The organism is Actinoplanes sp. NPDC004185 (assembly GCF_053603475.1).
Genome location: NZ_JBSGFR010000005.1, coordinates 187,166 through 208,746 on the forward strand (window position 1 = coordinate 187,166; position 21,581 = coordinate 208,746).

Here is a 21,581-nt window from a genome sequence, read left to right on the forward strand (position 1 = left end):
CGGGCGGGTCCGAGCTGATGACGCTTGAGCAAGTCGATGTCGCGGTCGTCGGGGCCGGGCCCGCCGGGGCCGCCGCGGCGCTGGCCGCCCGCCGGGCCGGCGCGTCGGTGCTGCTGCTGGACAAGGCCGACTTCCCCCGCGACAAACCGTGCGGAGACGGCATCGCGGCCGACGCCGTGGACGTGCTCGCCGAGCTGGGCGTCACCGGCGTGACCGACGGATATCCGGCGGTGGAACGACTGCGCCTGGTCGCACCCGGTGGCGGCGAGGTGGCCCGGCCCCTGCCGCGGCCGGCCCACACGGTGCCGCGCAAGGTGTTCGATGAGCGGCTGGTGCGGGCGGCCGTCGCGCAGGGCGCTGAGCTGCGCCGGCACGCCGTGCGCAGCATCCGGCTCGACCGGGACGGCGTCACCCTCGACGACCGGATCCGGGCCCGGGTGGTGATCGGCGCGGACGGCGCCGGTTCGGTGGTACGGCGTGCGCTCGGCCACCCGGTCAACCCGGACGGGCACCTGGCCATCGCGATCCGCGGTTACGCCCCGGCGGTCGGCACCGAGCAGCTCATCCGGACGACGAGTGCGCGCTGGCCCGCGTACGCGTGGTCGTTTCCGATCGGGGACGGCCGCGCCAACGTCGGCTACGGCGAGACTCTGCGGGGGACGCCGCTCACGAAGGCGTACCTGTTGGACCGGCTGGCTGAGCTGCTGCCCGGCGGTCCGCCGACCGGCTTGCGGGCCCACCACCTGCCGTTGTCCACCCGCCGGCCGCCGCCGGGACGCGGCCCGGTGCTGCTGGCCGGCGACGCGCTGTCGCTGATCAACCCGTTCACCGGCGAGGGCATCTTCTACGCCGTGCTCTCCGGTGCGCTGGCCGGCGCGGCCGCCGTGGCGGGTCCGCAGCGGGCCGCCGCGCGCTACGCCGCGGCCTTCGGTGGGCGGCTCGGCCGGCATCTGCGGCACTCGGGCTTCGCCGCGCTGCTGACCCGGCGGCCCTCCGTGGTCGACGCCGCGGTCCGGGCCGCCCGCCGAGATGGTGCGGTTTTCCACCGGATGGTGGACCTGGGCCTGGGTGACGGGGTTTTCGACCTTCGCACGATCGGACGCATCGGGGCCGCGATGCTGCAGAAGCGTGACGTGGCCTCTTGAGCCACGGCGCGCTCTCGATAGGCTGGCCGGGATGAGTCTGCGGTCCCTGGTCTATTCGCTGTACGAACGACGGCTCGCCGGCAAGCTCGCCGGCCGGCCGGTGCCGCAGCATGTCGGGGTGATGTGCGACGGCAACCGTCGCTGGGCCCGCGAGATGGGCTACGTCGACCCGAACGACGGGCACCGGGTCGGCGCGGTCCGGATCAAGGAGCTGCTCGGCTGGTGCGACCAGGCGGGGATCAAGCACGTCACGCTCTATCTGCTGGCCACCGACAACCTGCAGCGCCCCGCCGCCGAGCTGGATCCGCTCGTCAAGATCATCGAGGATCTGGCCACCGAGCTGGCCGAGGACGGCAACCCGTGGCGGCTGCGCATCGTCGGCGCGCTCGACGTGCTGCCGGCCCCGACGGCGACCGTGCTCAAGGCCGCGCAGGAGCGCACCCGGGACCGCGTCGAGGGCGTCGAGGTCAACCTCGCGGTCGGCTACGGCGGGCGCCGGGAGATCACCGACGCGGTGCGGTCGCTGCTCTACGAACAGTCCGCGGCCGGGCGCACGCTGGAGGAGCTGGCCGAGATCCTCGACGTCGAGCACATCGCCGAGCACCTCTACACCAAGGGCCAGCCCGACCCCGACCTGGTCATCCGCACGAGCGGGGAGCAGCGGCTGTCCGGATTCCTGCTGTGGCAGTCGGCGCACTCGGAGTTCTACTTCCACGACGCGAACTGGCCGGACTTCCGCCGGACGGACTTCCTGCGGGCCCTGCGCTCGTACGCGGGCCGTCAGCGTCGCTACGGCGCCTGAGGCTGCTCACCGCCAGCACGGCGATGACGATCGTGATGCCCGCCCACTCGTGCGGGCGCAGGGCCTGGCCGAGCAGCACCAGCCCGGCCAGCGCGGCGAGCACTGGGTGCACGCTCATGAACATCCCGAACAAGCGGGCCGGGACCCGGCGCAGGGCGATCAGATCGAGCGCGTACGGCAGTGTGCTGAGCAGCCCCGCACACCCGGCGTAGACCAGCCCGGTGACACCGAGACGTCCCTGTGCGACAAGCGTCACAGCCACCGGCAGATAGCCCAGCGCGGACACCGTGGTCGCCGCCGCGGTCGCCTGGATCCCCGGCACCCGCGCCCCCAGCACTCGATTGAGCAGGATGTACGCGGCCCAACCGGCCGCCGCCAGCAGCGCGCAGCCGATCCCGGCGACGTCGCTGGCCGGTCCGGGCCGGACGAGGACGTAGACGCCGGCCCCGGCCGCGAGGGCGCAGGCCAGGTCGAAGCGGGTCCGGGAGCCGGCCAGCGCCACCGTCAGCGGGCCCAGCACCTCCAGCGTGACGGCCGGGCCGAGACCGATCCGGTCGATCGCCGTGTAGAGGCTGAGGTTCATCACCGCGAACGTGCCGGCCAGCAGCAGCGTCGGCCACCACTGCGGCCAGGTGAAGCGGCGCAGGTCGGGCCGGGCCACCGCCAGCAGGGCCACGGCGGCCACGAGCTGGCGTACCGCGACGACCCCGGCCGGCCCGGCGCCGGCGAACGCGTGGGCCCCCACCGCGGCGCCGGCCTGGTTGCCGACGGCGCCGGCGAGCATGGTGGCCAGGCCACCCAACCGCGAAGATCTCATGCGATCCAGGCTTCGCGGCGCCGCCCGGGAACGGAAATGACCGGGCCGCCGGATCTATACGCTGACCGTATGGATGTGCGGGTGCGCCAGCTCCGGGCCCTGGTCGCCGTGGTCGACGCGGGTACGTTCACCGACGCGGCCACGGCCCTCGGGATCTCCCAGGCGGCGGTCTCCCGCTCGGTCGCCGCCCTGGAGCAGGCCCTCGGCGCCCGGGTGCTGCAGCGGACCACCCGGCACGTCGCCCTCACCCCGACCGGCACCCGGATCGTCGCCCAGGCCCGGCGCATCCTCGACGAGATCGCCCACCTCCAGCGCATCGCCACGGACGCGCGCACCGAGGTGCGGGTGGGTTACGCGTGGGCGGCGCTGGGCCGGCACACCCGGCGGTTGCAGAAGGCCTGGGCCACGGCGCATCCCCGCGTACCGCTGGTTTTCGTGCAGGTCAACGACCCGACCGCGGGCCTGAGCGACGGTACGGCCGACCTCGCCGTCATCCGCCGCCCGCTCGACGACCTCCGCTTCGACACCGCCGAGATCGGCCGCGAGTCCCGTTACGCCGCCGTGGCCACGGACAGCTCCCTGGCCCGCCGCCGGTCCCTGCGGATCGAGGACCTGTCCCGTTTCACCGTCGCGATGGACACCCGTACGGGTACGACGACGCTGGAACTGTGGCCGGCGGACTCCCGGCCCCCGTCGGTCCGGGAGACGCCGGCGGTCGATGAATGGCTGACATTGATCGCGGCCGGGCAGGCCGTCGGGGTCACCGCCGAGGCGACAGCGCACCAGTATCCGCGGCCGGGCGTCGCCTACCGGGTGCTGCGCCACGCACCCGGGATCTCGGTGCGGCTGGCCTGGTGGCGCGACGACCCGCCGGCCCAGCTCGGGGAGGTGCTGGCGCTGGCCCGCACCGCCTACGGCTGGTCAGCGCTGACGTCAGCCGGTGCGACGTCTCAGGGCGAGGTGCCGGGCGGCGGGGCGACCGGCTCAGCGCCGGAAGGCGTGCAGGGCGTCGGCCAGGAAGCCGGCGACGGCCTCGGGTGACTCCAGGGTCAGGTCGGCCGCGCTGGACACCTCCGCGCCGGTCTCCGGGTTGGCCACCGCCACGCACATGCCGAAGAAGTCCGGGTCGACCGCCTCGCGGGCGCGCAGCGCGTCGAACGCCTTGATGTCGGACATGTCGTCGCCGAAATACCAGGCACAGCGGGCGTCCAGCACGCCCTCGCCGATCACCATGCCCTTGTCCTGGTCGACCGGCGGCTTCAGCTCGACGACCATCCGGCCGCCCTGGATCCGCAGGCCCAGCCGCTCGGCCTGCTCGTGCCCCCAGCGCTCGACCGTCTGGGCCAGCTGCGGCGCGGTGCGGTAGTGCAGGGCCACCGACAGGCGCTTGTATTCCACCAGGATGGGCTCGGGCAGCTCGGCCTTGGCCCGCTCGGCCAGCTCGGCCATCGCCGGGACCCAGGGCAGCGCGGCCGGCTCGGTGACAACCGCGCCGTCGTGCCACACCTCGAGGCCGTAGAGCCCGTAGAGGTCGACGTGGGCCAGCGACTCGAAACGCGAGCGCAGGAAGCTGACCGGACGGGCCGAGACGATCGCCACCCGGGCCACCGCGCCGGCCAGCTCCTCGAGCACGCCCAGCACCGACGGCACCGGCTGGGAGGCGTCGGGATCGTCGGTGACGGGTGACAGCACACCGTCGAAGTCGAAGAAAAGAGTCGTGTCCCCGGCCCGCGAGGCGGTGAACTGCCAGGCCTCGGCGGCGCTCAACGGGTGCGTGGGGCGCCCCCGCTGCGGTTCGGACCCAAGGTGCTGTTCAAACTCAGGGTGCGGCTCGGACTCAGGCACGAGTCCCAGCCTACCCGCCGGGCGGCCCGGCGCACGTCGGCGTGACGCCCCGAATTGGCGGATCACGCGGGTACTACCGCCAGTGGCGGTTGACCGCTAGCGTTCTTGTCATGGCACGGGGTCATCCCGGGCCAACCGGTCGGCCCGGACCTGCGACAAGAGCGCCACGGGGCCCCGCATCCCGGCTCCGTGCCAGGCACGGGCGCCGGACGTGGCGGACCGCGGGCGGACCGGGTTGCACGCCCGCTGGAGCAGGCCTGTGACATCTCGCCGTACTGACGCCGGGGCTTCGCAAGACCCGGCCGCCACCGTCTCCAGCAGCCGTACCGGCACGGGACGCAGGTCGTCCCGCGATCGGCACGCCGACGCGGAGCCCGCCCCAGCCGGCCGGGTATTCGTGCTGGACACCTCGGTCCTGCTGTCCGACCCGGCGGCGTTCCGCCGGTTCACCGACCACGAGGTGATCATTCCGCTCGTGGTGATCTCCGAACTGGAGGGCAAGCGCCACCATCCGGAGCTCGGCTGGTTCGCCCGGCAGTCGCTGCGCATGCTCGACGAGCTGCGGATCAAGTTCGGCCGCCTGGACCAGCCCGTGCTCTGCAACGACGCCGGTGGCACGCTGCGGGTCGAGCTCAACCACGCCGACCAGAGCGTGCTGCCGCAGGGCTTCCGCAACGACTCGAACGACACCCGGATCCTGTCGGTGGCGCTCGGGCTGGCCGCCGAGGGCCGCGACGTCACGCTGGTCAGCAAGGACATGCCGCTGCGGGTCAAGGCCGCGTCGGTCGGCCTGACGGCCGACGAGTACCGGCACGGCCAGGCCAGCGACCCGACCTGGGTGGGCATGTCCGACCTCAAACTGAGCGAGGACCAGGTCGCCCAGCTGTACGCGGGTGAGGAGCTCGAACTCGAGGAGGCCGAGGCCCTGCCGTGCCACACCGGCCTGGTGATCCACTCCGCCCGTGGTTCGGCGCTGGGCCGGGTCAATCCGGACAAGACCGTACGGCTGGTCCGCGGTGACCGGGAGGCGTTCGGGCTGCGCGGCCGCTCGGCGGAGCAGCGGATCGCCCTGGACCTGCTGCTCGACGAGTCGATCGGGATCGTCTCGCTGGGCGGCCGGGCCGGCACGGGCAAGTCGGCCCTGGCGCTGTGCGCGGGCCTCGAGGCGACGATGGAGCGCAACCGTCACAAGAAGGTCGTCGTCTTCCGCCCGCTGTACGCCGTGGGCGGCCAGGAGCTCGGCTATCTGCCCGGCAGCGAGTCGGAGAAGATGTCGCCCTGGGCCCAGGCGGTCTTCGACACCCTCGGGGCGGTGGTGCACGGCAACGTGATGGAGGAGGTCATGGCCCGCGGGCTGCTCGAGGTGCTGCCGCTGACCCACATCCGCGGCCGCAGCCTGCACGACTCCTTCGTGATCGTGGACGAGGCCCAGTCGCTGGAACGCAACGTGCTGCTCACGGTGCTGTCCAGGATCGGGCAGGGCTCCCGGGTGGTCCTGACCCACGACGTCGCCCAGCGCGACAACCTGCGGGTGGGCCGGCACGACGGCGTCACGGCGGTGATCGAGGCGCTGAAGGGTCATCCCATCTTCGCCCATGTCACCCTCACGAGGTCCGAGCGCTCGCCGATCGCCGAGGTCGTCACCGATCTGCTCGAGGACATTCCGCAGTAACGCTCCGCAGTCGGCCGAGGCGGGAATCCGAGGGGTTCCCGCCTCACGCTGCGAATGAGGGCAATTACATTTAGTGAGGAATTGGCTACCTCGAAAGTGCTGAAAATGGCGGGCTTTTGCCCGGAATAACGCGTAAACGTCCTGTGATTCATTTCACAGGTGCGCGTCGCCATTTCACATCCACTTCACCGTGCGCCATGGTGGCTGGCGAGCATCACTCGCGTGCCCCGGCCGATCGGAGATCGATCTGGCGGGTCACCGTGACCGGCGGAAGTCGCCGGGTCGCACGGCCCGAGGGGTCGTCGATGCTCGCGGCGGGAAGCGTCGCCGGGATTCGTCCCGGTGAATTCCGGCCGCGTCATTGCCCCCGACGAAGGGATACTTCGTGAATCGGCTCTGGAGCCGGGTCGGAATCCGTGTGGCCTCGGTGGGCCTGCTCGTGGCAGGCGTGATCGGCGGGGTCTACCTCGGCAAGGACCAGGAAGTCCAGGCGCAGGGCGCCCCCCAGGCCAGCGTCGTCGCCCAGGTCGATGTGGCCGAGATGCAGCTCCTGAAGGAGCGGCACGGCCAGCACGCGGCGGCTCGCGCCTACCAGCGGAAGGCCGAGGACGAGGCAGCCACGAAGGCGGCCACGGAGGCCAAGGCGGCTGCCGCGAAGGCCCGCACGGCCGAGAAGAAGTTGATCGAGAAGAAGGCGGCGGAGAAGAAGGCGGCGGACGCCAAGAAGGCCGAGTCGTCGTCCAGCTCCAGCTCCGGCGGCACGGTGCCCTACACCGGCGACATCCCTTCCTCCTGCGACGAGTACAGCGGCAACCGGGCCACCGGCTGCGCCCTGATGCTCAACGCGGGCTTCAAGATCGATCAGTTCCCGTGCCTGGACAAGCTGTGGAAGAAAGAAAGCGGCTGGAACCACAAGGCCTCGAACCCCAGCTCGGGCGCGTACGGCATCCCGCAGGCGCTGCCCGGCTCGAAGATGGGCTCGGAAGGGTCGGACTGGAAGACCAACCCGGCCACCCAGATCAAGTGGGGCCTCGGTTACATCGAGGGCCGCTACAACACCCCGTGCAACGCGTGGTCGCACTCGCAGAACACGGGCTGGTACTGATCCCAGCGTGACAAAAGGGGTACGCGCTTCGGCGCGTACCCCTTTTGCCGTCACCGGCTGTGATCAAATGACCAGATGGTCCGGAAAGTCGCGTCGGGGTTCATGGTCGGGGTGCTCGCCCTCGTGCTGTCCGGCAGCCACACGGCGGCCCGGGCCGCCGACCACAGCGAGCCGGTCCGCGAGGTCGTCGGCGGCAACCTGGCCCCCACCGGCCGGTTCCCGTGGATGGTGCGACTCTCGATGGGCTGCGGCGGCGTGCTCACCGCGCCCGGCGTGGTGCTCACGGCCGGTCATTGCGTCACCGGCTCCGGCAAGGACGACACCATCGGCGTGATCGCCGGGACCACCGACCTCAAGTCCGGCGCGGCTATCAACGCCCGCTCGGTCGCCGTCGTACGGGCCGACGGCTTCCGCGACGAGACCCGCGGGGACGACTGGGCGCTGGTCAAGCTGGACCGCAAGCTCGACCTCCCGGTGCTGGAGCTCGGCCGCGGCGGCCCCGACGAGACCGGCCCGATGACCATCCTCGGCTGGGGCCAGACCAGCGAGGCGTCGATGCGCCAGCAGCACAAGCTGCGCTACGCCACCGTCTCCCCGGTCGGCGACAAGCAGTGCGCCAAGGCGTACCGCAAGGTCGGGGTCGAACTCGTCCAGGACGAGGCGATCTGCGCCGCCGGCAAAGGGGTCGACACCTGCCAGGGCGACTCCGGCGGGCCGATGATCCACCAGCGCGCCGACCGCCGCTGGGTGCAGGCCGGCATCGTCAGCTTCGGTCTCGGCTGTGCCCGGCGGAACTACCCCGGCGTCTACACGCAGGTGTCGAAGTTCCACGACGCCATCCAGGCGGCGACCCGCAAGCTGAGCTGAGCGCGTCCGATCCGCCACACCGGGTTGGCGTCGCTGGCGCCCATCGGCAACCATCGGGGGATGAGCTACCCCGGCGAGCGCGAGGACCAGGCGGCGCGATTCGGCACGGAGGCGTTCTTCGCCTCCATCGGCCGTGCCTTCGTGGCGATGTGCGCGGTCATCCCGGTGCTGTTCCTGATCGAGGCGATCGACGTGGGCCTCGGCGCCGGCCGGCTCGACGTGGCGGGCGGCATCATCCCGCGCCGCATCGACGGCCTGGACGGCATCATCTTCAGCCCGTTCCTGCACGCCGGCTGGGACCACCTGTACGGCAACAGCATCCCGCTGATCCTGGTCGGCACCTTCGCCCTGGCCGGCGGCACCCGCCGCTTCCTCTGGTCGACCCTGGTGATCGTGCTGGTCAGCGGCTTCGGCGTATGGATCATCGGCGACCCGACCAGCGTGGTGGTCGGCGCCAGCGGCGTCGTCTTCGGCTACCTGGGCCTGCTGGTGGCCCGCGGCTTCGTCGAACGCAGCTGGTGGAATCTGGGCGTGGCCGCGTTCATCGGGCTGCTGTACTGGTACCAGCTCTACAACGTGCTTCCGACCGACCAGCCGATCTCCTGGCAGGGCCACCTGCTCGGCCTGCTCGGCGGCGTGGTCGCGGCGATCATCTTCCGCCGGCGGCGCCCGCGGCCCGCGCCGGCCCTCTACGACCCGGGCAGCCCAACCCTCACCGACATCTGAGCCGCGCCGGGCGGGCTGATCAGGCTCGGCTGCGGCGGGACGGCAGGACTGCCACGGCGACCGCGGTCAGGGTCAGAGCCGCGCCGAGCATCGTGTTCCATCCCGGGCGGCCGGCGTCCCCCGGGACCACTTCGTCCACCAGCAGCGCGCCGGTGACCTGGCCGGCGATCATGCCCAGGCCGAGCAGCAGCACGCCGGTATAGCGGACCACGGCAGCGCCCAGCGCGATGAAGACGATGCCGATCGTGCCCCCGGCGTAGAGCCACCACGGGCCGCGGGGCACGTCGGTGGGGAAGCCGCGCACGGCCACCGACACCGCGAAGGCGATCACCAGCACCGCCGTACCCATGACGAAGTTGACCAGGCCCGCGACCAGCGCGCTGCCGGAGACGGCCCGGACGTGGCCGTTCACGGCCTGCTGCCAGGCGATGCCCAGGCCCGCCACCAGCGGCAGCACCGCCAGCGCCAGGGTGCTGGGGTGCCCGATCCGGTCGCCGACCGCCAGCAGCACCGCGCAGACGGTCAGCACCGCCCCGGCCAGCCGCGGGGTGGTCACCGGCTGCGGACCGGCCGGCCCGGCACCCGCCCGGTCCACCAGCAGGCTGCTCGACGACTGGCCGGCGACCAGGGCCACGATGAAGACAGCCACGCCGAGCGTCGGGACGGTCAGGCCCTGGGTGGCGACCAGGAAACCGCCGCACATCCCGCCCACGCACTGCCAGGGCCGGATGCGTCCCTCGCGCAGGGCGGCGCGCAGGTGGCCGAGCCCGGCCCGGCCGGCCGGCAGCAACGGCACGAGGACCGCCAGCACCAGCAGGCCGGACCCGAACGAGATGGTCGCGGCGCCGATCGGGTCGGCCAGGCGCACCGCCAGCTCGCCGTTGATCCTCGACTGCACGGCCAGGGCGATCCCCGCGACCATCGCGAGACCCGCCCCGCCGGCCCGGCGCGCGGTCGAGACCGCGGGCGGGGCAGCCGAGGTCTGGGTCACTCGCGCACCGTCGGCAGATGCCCGTCGAAGTCCACCGCCGAGTACAGCGCCAGTTTCTCCAGCCGGTGGTACGAGTCGATGACCCGGATCGTGCCGCTCTTGGAACGCATCACGATCGACTGGGTGTGCGCGCCGCCGGACCGGTAGCGCACGCCCTTGAGCAGGTCGCCGCTGGTCACGCCGGTGGCCACGAAGAAGCAGTTGTCGCCGGTGACCAGGTCGTCGGTGGTCAGCACCCGGTCCAGGTCGTGCCCGCCGGCCCGGGCCTTCTCCCGCTCGGAGTCGTCGAGCGGCCATAGCTTGGCCTGGATCTCGCCGCCGAGACACTTCAGCGCGCACGCCGCCGTGATGCCCTCGGGGGTGCCGCCGATACCCATCAGCACGTCGACGTCGGACTCGGTGCGGGCCGCCGAGATGGCGCCGGCGATGTCGCCGTCGGAGATGAACTTGATGTTCGCGCCGGCCGCGCGGACCTCCTCGACCAGCTTCTGGTGCCGCGGCCGGTCCAGGATGCAGACGGTCACGTCGGAGACGCTGGAACGCTTCGCCTTGGCGATGCGGCGCAGATTCTCGGTCGCGCCCGCGTTGATGTCGATGACGTCGGCGCAGTCCGGCCCGACGGCGATCTTCTCCATGTAGAACACGGCGCTCGGGTCGAACATCGCGCCCCGCTCGGCGACGGCCAGCACCGCGACCGCACCCGGCATCCCCTTGCTCATCAGCGTCGTGCCGTCGACCGGGTCGACCGCCACGTCCACCTCCGGCCCGGTGCCGTCACCGACCTCCTCGCCGTTGAACAGCATGGGGGCGTTGTCCTTCTCGCCCTCGCCGATCACGACGACGCCCCGCATCTGGATCGAGTTGATCAGCTTGCGCATGGCGTCGACGGCGGCGCCGTCGCCGCCCTCCTTGTCGCCCCGGCCGACCCAGCGGCCGGCCGCCATGGCGGCGGCCTCGGTGACGCGGACCAGATCGAGGGCGATGTTGCGGTCGAGATCCTGCGGGTTCTGCGCTACGGGCATGGGGGCCTCCTCGCGACGGTGCGGGTGTGGTGCACAGATCCTCACACGCGGATATGCGCCAAGTCCCGTGTCCGCGACATGGTTAACAATGGTGAGGTGGCGACCCCTGACGCAGCACCCGTGCCCGAAGCAGCCGCCGACCCCGTGACCGTCGGCAAGCGTGGTGGCCGTTCCCCGCGCGACATGGCGCTGTCGCTCGCCGTCCTGCTGGTGCCGATCGTGCTGCTGCTGCTCTTCTACCGGGTCGTGCTGGACGGGGACAAGCCGGTCAGCATCGAGAACGCCGAGTCGACGATCCAGCAGGCCCGCAGCGCCGCCGTCTTCCCGGTGGCCGTGCCGCAGGGGCTGGGCGACGACTGGCACACGGTGAGCGCGACCTTCAAGCGCGACACCGACGGCGCCACGCTGCGGCTGGGCTACGTCGACCCGGACGACGACCCGCTCCTGCTCGTCGAGAGCAGCGTGCCGACGGAGAAGCTGCTCCCGGTCGAGCTGGGCGCGAACCCCAAGGGGGTCAGCACCTACAGCGACGGGGCCCGCACCTGGCAGCGCTACGAGGCCCGCAAGGGCGAGAACGCGTTGCTCCTGCTGGAGAAGGGCCGCACGATCATCGTGGTCGGCCAGGCGGAGTCGAAGAGCCTGGAGCGCTTCGCCTCGTCGCTGCGCTGACCGTCACCTGTCGGTGCGGGCGGCCCGGGCGGCCTCGATCCGCTCGCGGGCGCCGTCGAGCCACCGCTGGCAGACGTCCGCCAGCTTCTCGCCGCGCTCCCACAGCGCCAGTGACTCCTCGAGCGAGCTGCCGCCCTGCTCCAGCCGTTCCACCACTGTCGCCAGCTCGGTCCGGGCCTGCTCGTAGGTGAGTTTCTCGTCCGTCATTCCTGCACTCCCGCTCGAAGCTCGCCGTCGGCCAGCCGTACCCGGAGAACGTCTCCCGTCCCCACCTCGCCGGCCGCGCGGACCACATGGCCGTCGGCCCGTTGCACGATCGCGTACCCGCGTTCCAGGGTCGCCCGCGGTGACAGTGCCCGCAGCCGGGCCAGGGTGTGCCGCAGGTCGTCGTCGGCGCGGCGCAGCCGCTGGTCCAGGCTGCGCGTGGCCCGGTCCCGCAGGCCGGTCACGTCCGCGGCCCGCTGGTCCACCAGGACCTCGGGGCGGGCCAGCACCGGCCGTGACCGCCAGGCCTCCAGCCGGTGCGTCTCCCGGTCGACCAGCGTGATCACCGCGCGGTCGAGACGGCGGCGGGCCTGCTCGATCAGCGCCGTCTCCTCGCCCAGGTCCGGCACGATCCGCTTGGCCGCGTCGGTCGGGGTGGACGCGCGCACGTCGGCGACATAGTCGATCAGCGGCGCGTCCGTCTCATGACCGATCGCGCTGACCACCGGCGTACGGCACCCGAACACCGCCCGGCACAGCGCCTCGTCGGAGAAGGGCAGCAGGTCCTCGACGCTGCCTCCGCCGCGGGCCAGCACGATCACGTCGACCGTGTCGTCGTTGTCCAGCACCTTGAGCGCGTCGATGATCTGCGGCACCGCGGTCGGCCCCTGGACCGGCACGTTGATCACCCGGAAGTCCACGGACGGCCAGCGCCGGCGGGTGTTCATCAGCACGTCGCGTTCCGCCGCGGAGGCCCGCCCGGTGATCAGGCCGACCCGCTGCGGCAGGAACGGCAGCCGGCGCTTGCGCTCCCGGGCGAACAGGCCCTCGGCGCCGAGCAGCTTCTTCAGCCGTTCCAGCCGGGCGAGCAGCTCGCCCAGGCCGACCTGGCGGATCTCGTCGGCGCGCAGGCTCAGCGAGCCCCGGGCCGGATAGAACTCGGGCTTGGCGTGCAGCGTGACCCGGGCACCCTCGGCCAGCTCGGGCGCACCGGCGTCGAGCACGTCGCGGTGGGCGGTGACGGTCAGGCTCAGGTCGGCCGACGGGTCCCGCAGGGTCAGGAACACCACGCTGGCGCCGGGGCGGCGGCTGATCTGCGCGACCTGGCCGTCGACCCACACCCAGCCCAGCTTGGCGACCCAGGCGCCGATCTTCTGGCTGACCACCCGGACCGGCCAGGGCTCCTCGGCGCTCGACTTCGCGGGCTGCTCGGGCTGACTCACCGGGCCAGCCTACGGGCGGTTCACCCCCCGGCGCGGTGCCGGGTGGCGCGGCGCGCCAGCGCCAGCAGGACCAGCAGGACGAGGCCCGCGTACGCCCAGAACAGCAGATCGGCCAGCAGGTGCTGACCGTCGACGTGCCAGCCGCCGCCGTCGTTGCGGGCCAGGAAGGTGAACGGGTAGCCGTGGCGTACCGAGAAGGTGGTCATGCAGCACACCGCGTCGATGACCGGCAGCGCGCTGAACAGCATCCCGCCGACCAGGAGTGCCGCGCCGGCCGAGCAGCCCGCCGGTCCGGTGCCGGCGGCGCTCCGGCCGAGCGAGATCAGCAGTGACCCGCCGACCAGCAGCATGGCGTGGAAGAGCAGGTACGCCCGGTCCGGCGCGTGGTCCAGGTCGACCAGCACGTTCAGGATCGCGATGGCCACGCTGAACCAGCCGACCAGCAGCCGTAGACCACCGCCGAATGAGCCCCACAGGCCGGGCGCCCCGGTGGGTGCACCGGCGTTGCCCACGGCGCTCATCGCCCGAGTATCGCGCCCGGCGACCGGGCTACGTGCCGAAACGGCCGGTGAGGGCGGGCTCCGAAGTCCGCGCGTCGCGGCGGATCAGCCCGGCGGCGGTCACCAGCAGCAGCCCCACGAACGCCCAGAAGTACACGTTCGCGGCGAGGTTGACCGCGTCGAGCTGCCAGCGCGACTGCTCGGCCACCTGCCGGGCGGTCGCCGGGTCGCCGCCCGAGCCGGCCCGGGCGAGCCAGGCGGACGGCCAGCCCCGGCTGGCCAGGTACACGTACATGCCGCCGAGCTGGGTGCTCTCGGCGAGGCAGCCACCGAGGGTGCCCGCCACCGCGGCCCCGATCGTCGCCGCCGCGGTGGTCCGGCCGGGCAGGGTCACGCGGTGCGGCATGAGCAGCACCAGGCCGCCGATCGCCAGCACCACGCCGACGATCATGTCGGTCACCGGCCTCGGCGCGCCCAGGTTGAGCAGGATCCAGGTCAGGCCGCCGACGAGGCTCACCGCGCCGAGCACGCCCCGTACGGCGGCACCGGCCCGGTCCCGCATCGTCTTGCTTGTCGCATCCACCGCACGAGTATGCCGCGCGGGCGCGTGATCAACCCTGGCTCAGGCCGTGGCGGCGCGGGCCGGGCCGGTCGCCGGGCTGTGGCGCCCGTCGCACGCCTGCTGATGGCGGCCGGGGGCACGTACCATGGCCGGGTGACTGCCGACCCGATCAGCCCAGGACGCAAGCGCGTGCTCCTCGCCAAGCCGCGGGGTTACTGCGCCGGTGTCGACCGCGCCGTGCAGACCGTGGAGGAGGCGCTCAAGCTCTACGGCGCCCCGGTCTACGTGCGCAAGCAGATCGTGCACAACAAGCACGTCGTCACCACGCTGGAGAGCCGCGGTGCGATCTTCGTGGAGGAGAACGAGGAGGTCCCCGAGGGGTCGACCGTCGTCTTCTCCGCCCACGGCGTCGCGCCGGAGGTGCACGAGCAGGCCCGCGAGCGCAACCTCAAGGCGATCGACGCGACCTGCCCGCTGGTCACCAAGGTGCACCACGAGGCCAAGCGGTTCGCCGCCGACGACTACGACATCCTGCTCATCGGGCACGAGGGGCACGAAGAGGTCATCGGCACCGCGGGCGAGGCCCCGGCGCACATCCAGCTCGTCGACGGGCCGGACGACGTGGAGAACGTCGTGGTCCGCGACCCGGCCAAGGTCGTCTGGCTCTCCCAGACCACGCTGTCGGTGGACGAGACGATGGAGACCGTCGCCCGGCTCAAGACCCGGCTGCCGCTGCTGCAGTCGCCGCCCAGCGACGACATCTGCTACGCCACGTCGAACCGCCAGCACGTGATCAAGGAGATCGCCCCGGAGTGCGACGTGGTGATCGTGGTCGGCTCGACCAACTCGTCGAACTCGGTGCGCCTGGTCGAGGTGGCGCTCGGTGCCGGCGCGCGGGCCGGCCACCTGGTCGACTACGCCGCCGAGATCCAGGACGAGTGGCTGGCCGGCGCGACCACCGTCGGGGTCAGCTCGGGCGCCAGCGTGCCCGACGACCTGGTCATGGAGGTGCTCGCGCACCTGGCCGACCGGGGCTTCGGCGAGGTCACCGAATTCACCACCGCCGAGGAGCGGCTGACCTTCTCACTGCCGCAGGAGCTGCGCCGCGACATGAAGGCGGCGGCCGCGCTAAAAAAGGCCACGGCTGTCGTCGAGTAGCTCGGGGGCCTGCGGCTGGCGCGGGGTCAGCTCGACCTGCGCCGGCACGGCCAGCTCCTCGTCCGAGACGCCCATCTCGGCCAGCTTGCGCGCGCTGACCAGCACCCGGGACTCCAGCGACCCGACCGCGCGGTTGTAGGCGGTCACGGCGCCGCTGAGCGAGCTGCCCAGCTTGCCCACGTGGTCGCCGAGAGTGGCGAGCCGGCCGTAGAGCTCGCGGGCCAGGCTGTGCACCTCCAGCGCGTTGCGGGCCAGCGCCTCCTGCCGCCATGAGTAGGCCACCGTGCGCAGCAGCGCGACCAGGGTGGCCGGGGTCGCCAGCACCACGTTGCGGCTGAACGCGTGCTCCATCAAGGTGGCGTCGCGCTGCAGGGCCGCGTCCAGGAACGGGTCGGCCGGCACGAAGAGCACCACGAAATCCGGCGTCTGGTCGAACGCCGTCCAGTACGCCTTGGCCGACAGCGCGTCCACGTGCCCGCGCAGCACCCGGGCGTGCTGGTCGAGGTGGGAGTCGCGGGTGCGCTCGTCGCGGGCCTCCATGGCGGACAGGTACGAGTCGAAGGGCGCCTTCGCGTCGACCACCACCGACCGTCCACCGTGCAGCCGCACCAGCATGTCGGGGCGTACGCCCTGGTGGTCGGTGGCCCCGGTGACCTGCTCACTGAAGTCGCAGTGGTCGAGCAGCCCGGCCGCCTCGACGATGCGGCGCAGCTGGTGCTCGCCCCAGCGGCCCCGGACCTGCGGCGCGCGCAACGCCGCGACCAGCTGTTTCGTCTCGGTGCGGAGCTCGCCGGAGACCGCACCCATCGAGCGGACCTGCTCCCGCAACTCGGCGTACGCGTCCACCCGGTCGCGCTCCAGCTCGGTCACCCGCTGCTCGTAGCGGCGCAACGTCTCGTGCAGCGGCGCCACCGCGCGGGCCACCGCCTCCTGCGACTGCGCCGTGGCCTCGTAGGACAGTGACCGCAGGGACTGCTCCAGCCGGCTCTCACCGTCCTTGCCGGCCTGCAGCGTGGCCTCGAGCCGGGCGATGTCGGTGGCGGCACGCAGCCGGGCGGCCGACCAGCCGAGTGCGGCGCCGACCCCCAGACAGATGAGCACCACTGCGAGCGTCGAGAAGGTCACCCTCGGAGCTTGCCAGAGGGGTACGACGAGATCGGCGAGGGTACCGTCGACACATGAAGGTGTTGCTGCTTCTGGTTCTCATCATCGTCGTGGTCCTGGCCGTCGTCATGGTCGCCCGGCGCAGCGGCGCGGCCCGCGAGCAGAGCCGGCTGGAGGACGCCCGGGCCGAGGCCCAGCGCTGGTACGAGCGGCTCGGCGGTCAGGTGATGAACCTGCACGGCGACGACCCGGCGGCCCGGCAGGCGCTGGCCGACGCGAGCGAGCGCTACAACGCCGCCGGTGGGCAGTTGCAGCAGGCCAGGTCGGTGCGCCAGTTCGAGCTGGCCCGCGAGTCGGCCCTGGAGGGACTGGCGTACGTGCGCGCGGCCCGGCTGGCCATGGGCATCGACCCGGGTCCCGACCTGCCGCCGCTGACCAGTGCGCAGGGCGCCGGCCAGCTCACCCGCGAGCGCGAGGTCAGCGTCCAGGGACACCAGTACAAGGCGGGCCCGCAGCCGGGTCCGGACACCCCCTACTACTACCCGGGCGGCCGGGTGCAGGGCCGGCCGGTCCCGTCGGGCTGGTATTCGACGCCGGTCTGGAAGACAGCGCTGGGTGCGGGCGCGGGTGTGCTCGGCGGCATGCTGATCTTCGACGCGCTGCTCTCGCCGGGCTTCGGCGACATGGGCTACGGCGACGGCTACCAGGACGGCTTCCAGGATGCGGCCGGCGGTGACGTGGGCGGGGACGGCGGCGGCGACGTCGGTGGGGACTCCATCCAGGCCGGCGACTTCGGTGGCGGCGGCAGCGACTTCGGTGGTGGCGGCAGCGACTGGGGTGGCGGGGGCTTCGGCGGGAGTGACTTCGGCGGCGGCGGCGACTTCGGCGGCGGCGGCGACTTCTGATCCCCAGGGCGTGGACACCGCACACGGTGACCACGCTCAGTGCATGCGGCGGGCCAGCTCCCGGCGCAGCGCCCGCGGGCCGGGCCACACCTGGGTCAGGTCCGCGGTGAACGCCGGCCGGCCCTGCGGATCGGCGTCGTCGTCGCGGATCGCCGGCCAGCCCTCGTCCTCCTCCGAGACCGGGTGCACCCGGTCCAGGTCGACCGGGGTCACGTCCAGCACCGTGCGCAGGCCGTCCCGGCGTACCACCACGTGGTCGATGTCCGGCCAGGCCAGCAGCACCGGGTCGCTGCCCTGGGCGGCGAGCTCCAGCCCGCCCGAGGAGGCGCGCACCCAGGTGCTGAGCGCGGAGCGGGCGGACAGCGAGTAGGCCCCGGCGACCAGGACGGCGATCACCGCGCCCTGCGCGAGCGTGGACCACCACGGGTCGTCCGGGGCACCCAGGACGATCGCGACCAGCGGGGACACGACGACGTAGGCGACCAGCAGGGTGCCGGCCAGCAGGGCGAACGTGCGCCACGGCGACGAGCGGAAGAGCACCGCGTCGTCGGCCGGGGGCTCCACCTCGTCGGGCGGGATCGACATGACCCCTATGCTGCCGTGTCGGCGGCGCCCCCGGTGCCAGCTTCAGAAAGCGCTGGCGATCACCAGCTCCGTCGTGCGGCCGGGCAGCCGGTCCAGCTTGGCGATCCGGCCCGCGGCCTTGAGGTCGTCCTCGACCAGCGCGAGCCGGTCCAGCACCTCCGCCGGGCCCAGGGCCTCGGCGAGCGGCACGTCCGCCTTCATCGACAGCTTGCGGTCCGACTTGGCCCGGCGGACCTGACGCAGGGCGTCCCCGGCCAGGTCGAGCAGGGTGGCGTCGCCGTCCGGCGCGACCCGGGTCAGCTCGTACGTCGTCGGCCACGTCGAGGTGTGCACCGAGCCGTAGCGCCACCACGACCAGATCTCCTCGGTCGCGTACGGCAGGAACGGCGCGAACAGCCGCAGCAGCACGGACAGCCCGGCCGCCAGCGTGGCCCGGGCCGAGTCCCCGCCCGGCCCCTCGGCGTACGCCCGGTCCTTGACCAGCTCGATGTAGTCGTCGCAGAACGTCCAGAAGAACGCCTCGCTCACCTGCAACGCGGTCGTGTGGTCGTACGCGTCGAACGCCGCCGTGGCCGCCTGCACGACCTCGGCCAGCCGGGCGAGTACCGCCCGGTCCAGGTCCGCGGTGACCGGCCGCCGCAGCGCGTCCGCCGCACCCAGCCCGAGGGCGAACTTCGACGCGTTGAGCAGTTTGGTGGCGAGCCGCCGGCCGACCTTGATCTGCGCCGGGTCGAACGCCAGGTCGGCGCCGGGGCGCCCGTTGGCAGCCCAGTAGCGCACCGCGTCGGCACCGTTCTGCACCAGCAGGTCCATCGGCGTCACGACGTTGCCCTTGGACTTGGACATCTTCTTGCGGTCGGGGTCGAGGATCCAGCCGGAGAGCACGGCGGTGCGCCACGGCAGCGTGCCGTGCGCGGCGTGCGAGCGGACGATCGAGTAGAACAGCCAGGTCCGGATGATCTCCTGACCCTGCGGCCGCAGGTCCATCGGGAAGACGCGCCGGAAGAGGTCGTCGTCGCTGCCCCAGCCACCGACGATCTGCGGGGTCAGGGACGAGGTGGCCCAGGTGTCCATGACGTCCGGGTCGGCGGTGAAGCCGCCGGGCGCGTCGCGCTGCTCCTCGGTGAAGCCCGGCGGACACTCCGAGGAAGGGTCGACCGGCAGCGCGGAAACATCCGGTATGAGAAGCTTGTCGTGGTCCGGCTCGCCAGCGTCGTCGAGCCGGTACCAGATGGGCACGGGCACGCCGAAGAACCGCTGCCGGCTGACCAGCCAGTCCCCGGTCAGGCCGTTGACCCAGTGGTCGTAGCGGTGCCGCATGTGCGGCGGGATCCAGGTCAGCTCGTCGCCGCGGGCCACCAGCTCGTCCCGCAGCTGAGCGTCGCGCCCGCCGTTGCGGATGAACCACTGCCGGCTGGTGACGATCTCCAGCGGCGAATCGCCCCGCTCGTAGAACTTGACCGGATGGGTGATCGGCCGCGGCTCGCCCAGCAGGTCACCGGTCTCGGTGAGCAGCCGGACCATCTCCCGCCGGGCCGCGTTGACGGTGAGCCCGGCGAACTGCGCGTACGCCGCCGCCGGGACGCCCGGCGGCCGATCGGCCAGGAAACGGCCGTCGCGGCCGAGCACCACCCGGGTCTCCAGCTGCAGGTCCCGCCACCAGATGACGTCGGTCAGGTCGCCGAAGGTGCAGACCATCGCGATGCCGGTGCCCTTGCCGGCCTCGGCCAGCGGATGGGCCCGCACCGGCACCTCGACGTCGAACAGCGGCGTGCGCACGGTGGTGCCGGCCAGCGGATGCTCCGGCGGGCAGACCAGCGCGACGCAGGCCGGCAGCAGCTCCGGGCGGGTGGTGTCGACCTCGACCGGCCCGTCCGGGCCGTGAAAACGCAACCGGTGGTACGCCCCGGGCCGCTCCCGGTCCTCGATCTCGGCCTGCGCGACCGCGGTACGGAACCCGACGTCCCACAACGTCGGCGCCTCCGACGTGTACGCCTCGCCCCGGGCCAGGTTGTCGAGGAACGCCCGCTGCGAAACGGCCTGGGCCCGCGCGCCGATGGTCGTGTACGTCAGCGCCCAGTCGACCGACAGCCCGAGCCGCCGCCACAACGCCTCGAAGACCTTCTCGTCCTCGACGGTCAACCGGCCGCACAGCTCGACGAAGTTACGCCGGGACACGGGCTGCGGCTGCTTGGGCGGCGCGGCGGGCGGCTGCCACTGCGGGTCGTACGGCAGCGACGGGTCGCAGTAGACGCCGTAGACGTTCTGCACCCGGCGCTCGGTCGGCAGCCCGTTGTCGTCCCAGCCCATCGGGTAGAAGACGGCCTTGCCCCGCATCCGCTGGAACCGCGCGACGGTGTCGGTGTGCGTGTAGGAGAAGACGTGCCCCATGTGCAGCTCACCGGAAACAGTCGGCGGCGGGGTGTCGATCGCGTACACGTTGGCCCGCTCGGCTACCGACCGGTCGAACCGGTAGGTCCCCTCGGCCTCCCAATGGGTGGCCCACTTGTCTTCCAGTCCGTCGAGGGTCGGGCGGTCGGGCATCCGACCGCTTGCAGGCTCCGTCATGCGGCCAGCGTAGGGCGGTTGCGGCTGGAGGACGAGCGGTATCCGCGAGCGACGGGGACCGGCGCCCGTCGACATCCCCCGACGGAATCCTGGAGTTCGCCCGCGGTATCGATGATCATGCAGCAGCGGTGTTTGGAGAGCAGGCCGTTGCGGCGTCACTGCGGACCGCGGGCATTGCCGTGCTCGACTTCAGCTGGCCCTTACGGACACTGCCGGCCGACGCGGCGTGGATGCTGACGGCCTGCCTGTCCGAGGACGGCAGGGTCGACCGCACGTTCGACCTCGACGAGCCCGGTCTCGTCGACAAGGCGAACGAAGCCTGGTGGCAACTCGCGGTCGAGTACGGCCTGCTCGACGAGGATCGCGCGTTCCTCGTCTCTGTCGGTCCCGTGGACCAGAAGGTTCCGGCCAGACCGCACTGGGCGCGGGTAAGGCTGGAGGAGCAGTGGAACGTAGTGGGCGCGGGCGTCGACAACGGAGTCCTCGGCGGCCCGCCGGGCCGGCCGGGGTTCGTGATGCTGTCGCTGGATGAGGGCGTGCTGATCGGCGGCACCACCTGGCAGGACTCGATCAGCATCATCGCGCTGCCGAACCCCGCCACCGCGAGCGCCATCCGAAAGTTCCTGGACCAGCGGATGCAGGAGTTGCTGCTGTCCCTTGCGGCCCGGGTCGGTGTCACGGTGACCGACGTGCGGGACGAGCACGCTCGGTGGCGGGTCTATGCGCCGGCGGCGGACGCTGACGACTGCGCCGACCTGCTGCTGGAGGCTGTCGGCCTCGAGCCGGACCCCAACGTCGCGCTGAGCGTCGTGCTGCGGAAGCTCGAGGTGGTGCCGCAGGCCGACCGGCAGCGGTGGGTCGACAGGCTGACCGGCGACACGCAGCGGCGGGTCGCTGCCCGCCGGGCGGCGGAACTGCAGGTGCTGGAAACCCGGCCGCTGGCGCCTTCGCTAGGGGAGGGCATCGAGCAGGAATGGTCCGACTGGCTCCAGCTACGTCTTGCCGAGACCTCCCCGGAACGCGAGGTGATCTCCCGGCTGAGCTCGGCCGGCCGGACCAGACGCATCCGTCGCACCGCCGCGGAGCGGCCGACAAACCTGTGGAGATGATG

21 protein-coding genes and 1 pseudogene are annotated in these 21,581 nt (G+C 72.4%); 11 read left to right on the forward strand and 11 right to left on the reverse strand.

The window, feature by feature from the left end; all coding sequences use genetic code 11:
- Positions 1–17: 17 nt before the first annotated feature.
- Together ACWEOZ_RS07415 and ACWEOZ_RS07420 are read left to right on the forward strand one after the other, a co-directional pair.
- The gene (locus ACWEOZ_RS07415) at positions 18–1,145 is read left to right on the forward strand and encodes an NAD(P)/FAD-dependent oxidoreductase (RefSeq protein ID WP_451909877.1); all 1,128 of its coding nucleotides are present in this window, start codon (positions 18–20) and stop codon (positions 1,143–1,145) included.
- A gap of 31 nt (positions 1,146–1,176) precedes the next feature.
- Complete coding sequence (locus tag ACWEOZ_RS07420; protein WP_360545320.1) at positions 1,177–1,947, forward strand: isoprenyl transferase; 771 nt, start codon at positions 1,177–1,179, stop codon at positions 1,945–1,947.
- A 16-nt stretch (positions 1,948–1,963) separates the two neighbouring features.
- Here ACWEOZ_RS07420 and ACWEOZ_RS07425 read toward each other — a convergent pair.
- Positions 1,964–2,764 (reverse strand): annotated as a pseudogene (locus ACWEOZ_RS07425) (EamA family transporter); the annotation flags it as partial.
- A gap of 69 nt (positions 2,765–2,833) precedes the next feature.
- Here ACWEOZ_RS07425 and ACWEOZ_RS07430 point away from each other — a divergent pair.
- Positions 2,834–3,805, forward strand: coding sequence for a LysR family transcriptional regulator (locus tag ACWEOZ_RS07430; RefSeq protein ID WP_451909878.1), 972 nt, complete (start codon positions 2,834–2,836; stop codon positions 3,803–3,805).
- Here the strand turns inward: ACWEOZ_RS07430 and otsB are convergent.
- Complete coding sequence (gene otsB / locus ACWEOZ_RS07435; RefSeq protein ID WP_451909879.1) at positions 3,749–4,531, reverse strand: trehalose-phosphatase; 783 nt, start codon at positions 4,529–4,531, stop codon at positions 3,749–3,751. The two genes, ACWEOZ_RS07430 and otsB, sit on opposite strands and share 57 nt — an antisense overlap.
- 337 nt (positions 4,532–4,868) lie before the next feature.
- Here otsB and ACWEOZ_RS07440 point away from each other — a divergent pair, with 337 nt between their 5' ends.
- From ACWEOZ_RS07440 to ACWEOZ_RS07455, 4 genes are all read left to right on the forward strand, one after another.
- Positions 4,869–6,281, forward strand: coding sequence for a PhoH family protein (locus ACWEOZ_RS07440; RefSeq protein WP_451909880.1), 1,413 nt, complete (start codon positions 4,869–4,871; stop codon positions 6,279–6,281).
- A 385-nt stretch (positions 6,282–6,666) separates the two neighbouring features.
- Entirely contained in the window at positions 6,667–7,386 is a 720-nt protein-coding gene (locus tag ACWEOZ_RS07445) for an aggregation-promoting factor C-terminal-like domain-containing protein (protein ID WP_451909881.1), read from the forward strand.
- A 75-nt stretch (positions 7,387–7,461) separates the two neighbouring features.
- The gene (locus tag ACWEOZ_RS07450) at positions 7,462–8,253 is read left to right on the forward strand and encodes a S1 family serine peptidase (protein ID WP_451909882.1); all 792 of its coding nucleotides are present in this window, start codon (positions 7,462–7,464) and stop codon (positions 8,251–8,253) included.
- Positions 8,254–8,313: 60 nt separating this feature from the next.
- Entirely contained in the window at positions 8,314–8,979 is a 666-nt protein-coding gene (locus ACWEOZ_RS07455) for a rhomboid family intramembrane serine protease (RefSeq protein ID WP_451909883.1), read from the forward strand.
- 19 nt (positions 8,980–8,998) lie between these two features.
- On the opposite strand, the gene ACWEOZ_RS07460 is transcribed toward ACWEOZ_RS07455, so the two are convergent.
- Positions 8,999–9,901, reverse strand: coding sequence for a DMT family transporter (locus ACWEOZ_RS07460; RefSeq protein ID WP_451909961.1), 903 nt, complete (start codon positions 9,899–9,901; stop codon positions 8,999–9,001).
- Between the two features lie 65 nt (positions 9,902–9,966).
- A complete protein-coding gene (glpX, locus tag ACWEOZ_RS07465; RefSeq protein ID WP_451909884.1) occupies positions 9,967–10,992 on the reverse strand; it encodes a class II fructose-bisphosphatase in 1,026 nt (341 codons plus the stop codon).
- 96 nt (positions 10,993–11,088) lie between these two features.
- On the opposite strand from glpX, the gene ACWEOZ_RS07470 reads away from it, so the two are divergent.
- Entirely contained in the window at positions 11,089–11,661 is a 573-nt protein-coding gene (locus tag ACWEOZ_RS07470; RefSeq protein WP_451909885.1) for a DUF4245 domain-containing protein, read from the forward strand.
- 3 nt (positions 11,662–11,664) lie between these two features.
- Here ACWEOZ_RS07470 and ACWEOZ_RS07475 read toward each other — a convergent pair whose 3' ends face one another.
- The 4 genes from ACWEOZ_RS07475 to ACWEOZ_RS07490 are packed head-to-tail and all read right to left on the reverse strand — an operon-like array spanning position 11,665 to position 14,171.
- A complete protein-coding gene (locus tag ACWEOZ_RS07475) occupies positions 11,665–11,868 on the reverse strand; it encodes an exodeoxyribonuclease VII small subunit (RefSeq protein ID WP_451909886.1) in 204 nt (67 codons plus the stop codon).
- Positions 11,865–13,088: an exodeoxyribonuclease VII large subunit gene (xseA, locus tag ACWEOZ_RS07480; protein WP_451909887.1), complete on the reverse strand. Its 1,224-nt coding sequence runs from the start codon at positions 13,086–13,088 to the stop codon at positions 11,865–11,867. Before xseA ends, ACWEOZ_RS07475 begins: the two co-directional genes overlap by 4 nt.
- Before the next feature lie 20 nt (positions 13,089–13,108).
- A complete protein-coding gene (locus ACWEOZ_RS07485) occupies positions 13,109–13,609 on the reverse strand; it encodes a hypothetical protein (RefSeq protein ID WP_451909888.1) in 501 nt (166 codons plus the stop codon).
- 28 nt (positions 13,610–13,637) lie between these two features.
- Positions 13,638–14,171: a hypothetical protein gene (locus tag ACWEOZ_RS07490; protein WP_451909889.1), complete on the reverse strand. Its 534-nt coding sequence runs from the start codon at positions 14,169–14,171 to the stop codon at positions 13,638–13,640.
- A gap of 102 nt (positions 14,172–14,273) precedes the next feature.
- On the opposite strand from ACWEOZ_RS07490, the gene ACWEOZ_RS07495 reads away from it, so the two are divergent.
- Positions 14,274–15,308: a 4-hydroxy-3-methylbut-2-enyl diphosphate reductase gene (locus ACWEOZ_RS07495; protein ID WP_360547050.1), complete on the forward strand. Its 1,035-nt coding sequence runs from the start codon at positions 14,274–14,276 to the stop codon at positions 15,306–15,308.
- Here the strand turns inward: ACWEOZ_RS07495 and ACWEOZ_RS07500 are convergent.
- On the reverse strand, positions 15,279–16,433 hold the full coding sequence (locus tag ACWEOZ_RS07500; protein ID WP_451909890.1) for a DNA recombination protein RmuC: 1,155 nt from the start codon (positions 16,431–16,433) through the stop codon (positions 15,279–15,281). The two genes, ACWEOZ_RS07495 and ACWEOZ_RS07500, sit on opposite strands and share 30 nt — an antisense overlap.
- Before the next feature lie 53 nt (positions 16,434–16,486).
- On the opposite strand from ACWEOZ_RS07500, the gene ACWEOZ_RS07505 reads away from it, so the two are divergent.
- The gene (locus tag ACWEOZ_RS07505) at positions 16,487–17,317 is read left to right on the forward strand and encodes a hypothetical protein (RefSeq protein WP_451909891.1); all 831 of its coding nucleotides are present in this window, start codon (positions 16,487–16,489) and stop codon (positions 17,315–17,317) included.
- A 36-nt stretch (positions 17,318–17,353) separates the two neighbouring features.
- On the opposite strand, the gene ACWEOZ_RS07510 is transcribed toward ACWEOZ_RS07505, so the two are convergent.
- Positions 17,354–17,902, reverse strand: a complete 549-nt coding sequence (locus tag ACWEOZ_RS07510) for a hypothetical protein (RefSeq protein ID WP_451909892.1) — start codon at positions 17,900–17,902, stop codon at positions 17,354–17,356.
- Positions 17,903–17,944: 42 nt separating this feature from the next.
- Positions 17,945–20,470, reverse strand: coding sequence for a valine--tRNA ligase (gene valS / locus ACWEOZ_RS07515; RefSeq protein WP_451909893.1), 2,526 nt, complete (start codon positions 20,468–20,470; stop codon positions 17,945–17,947).
- A gap of 128 nt (positions 20,471–20,598) precedes the next feature.
- Here valS and ACWEOZ_RS07520 point away from each other — a divergent pair, with 128 nt between their 5' ends.
- Positions 20,599–21,579, forward strand: coding sequence for a hypothetical protein (locus ACWEOZ_RS07520; protein ID WP_451909894.1), 981 nt, complete (start codon positions 20,599–20,601; stop codon positions 21,577–21,579).
- Positions 21,580–21,581 lie beyond the last annotated feature (2 nt).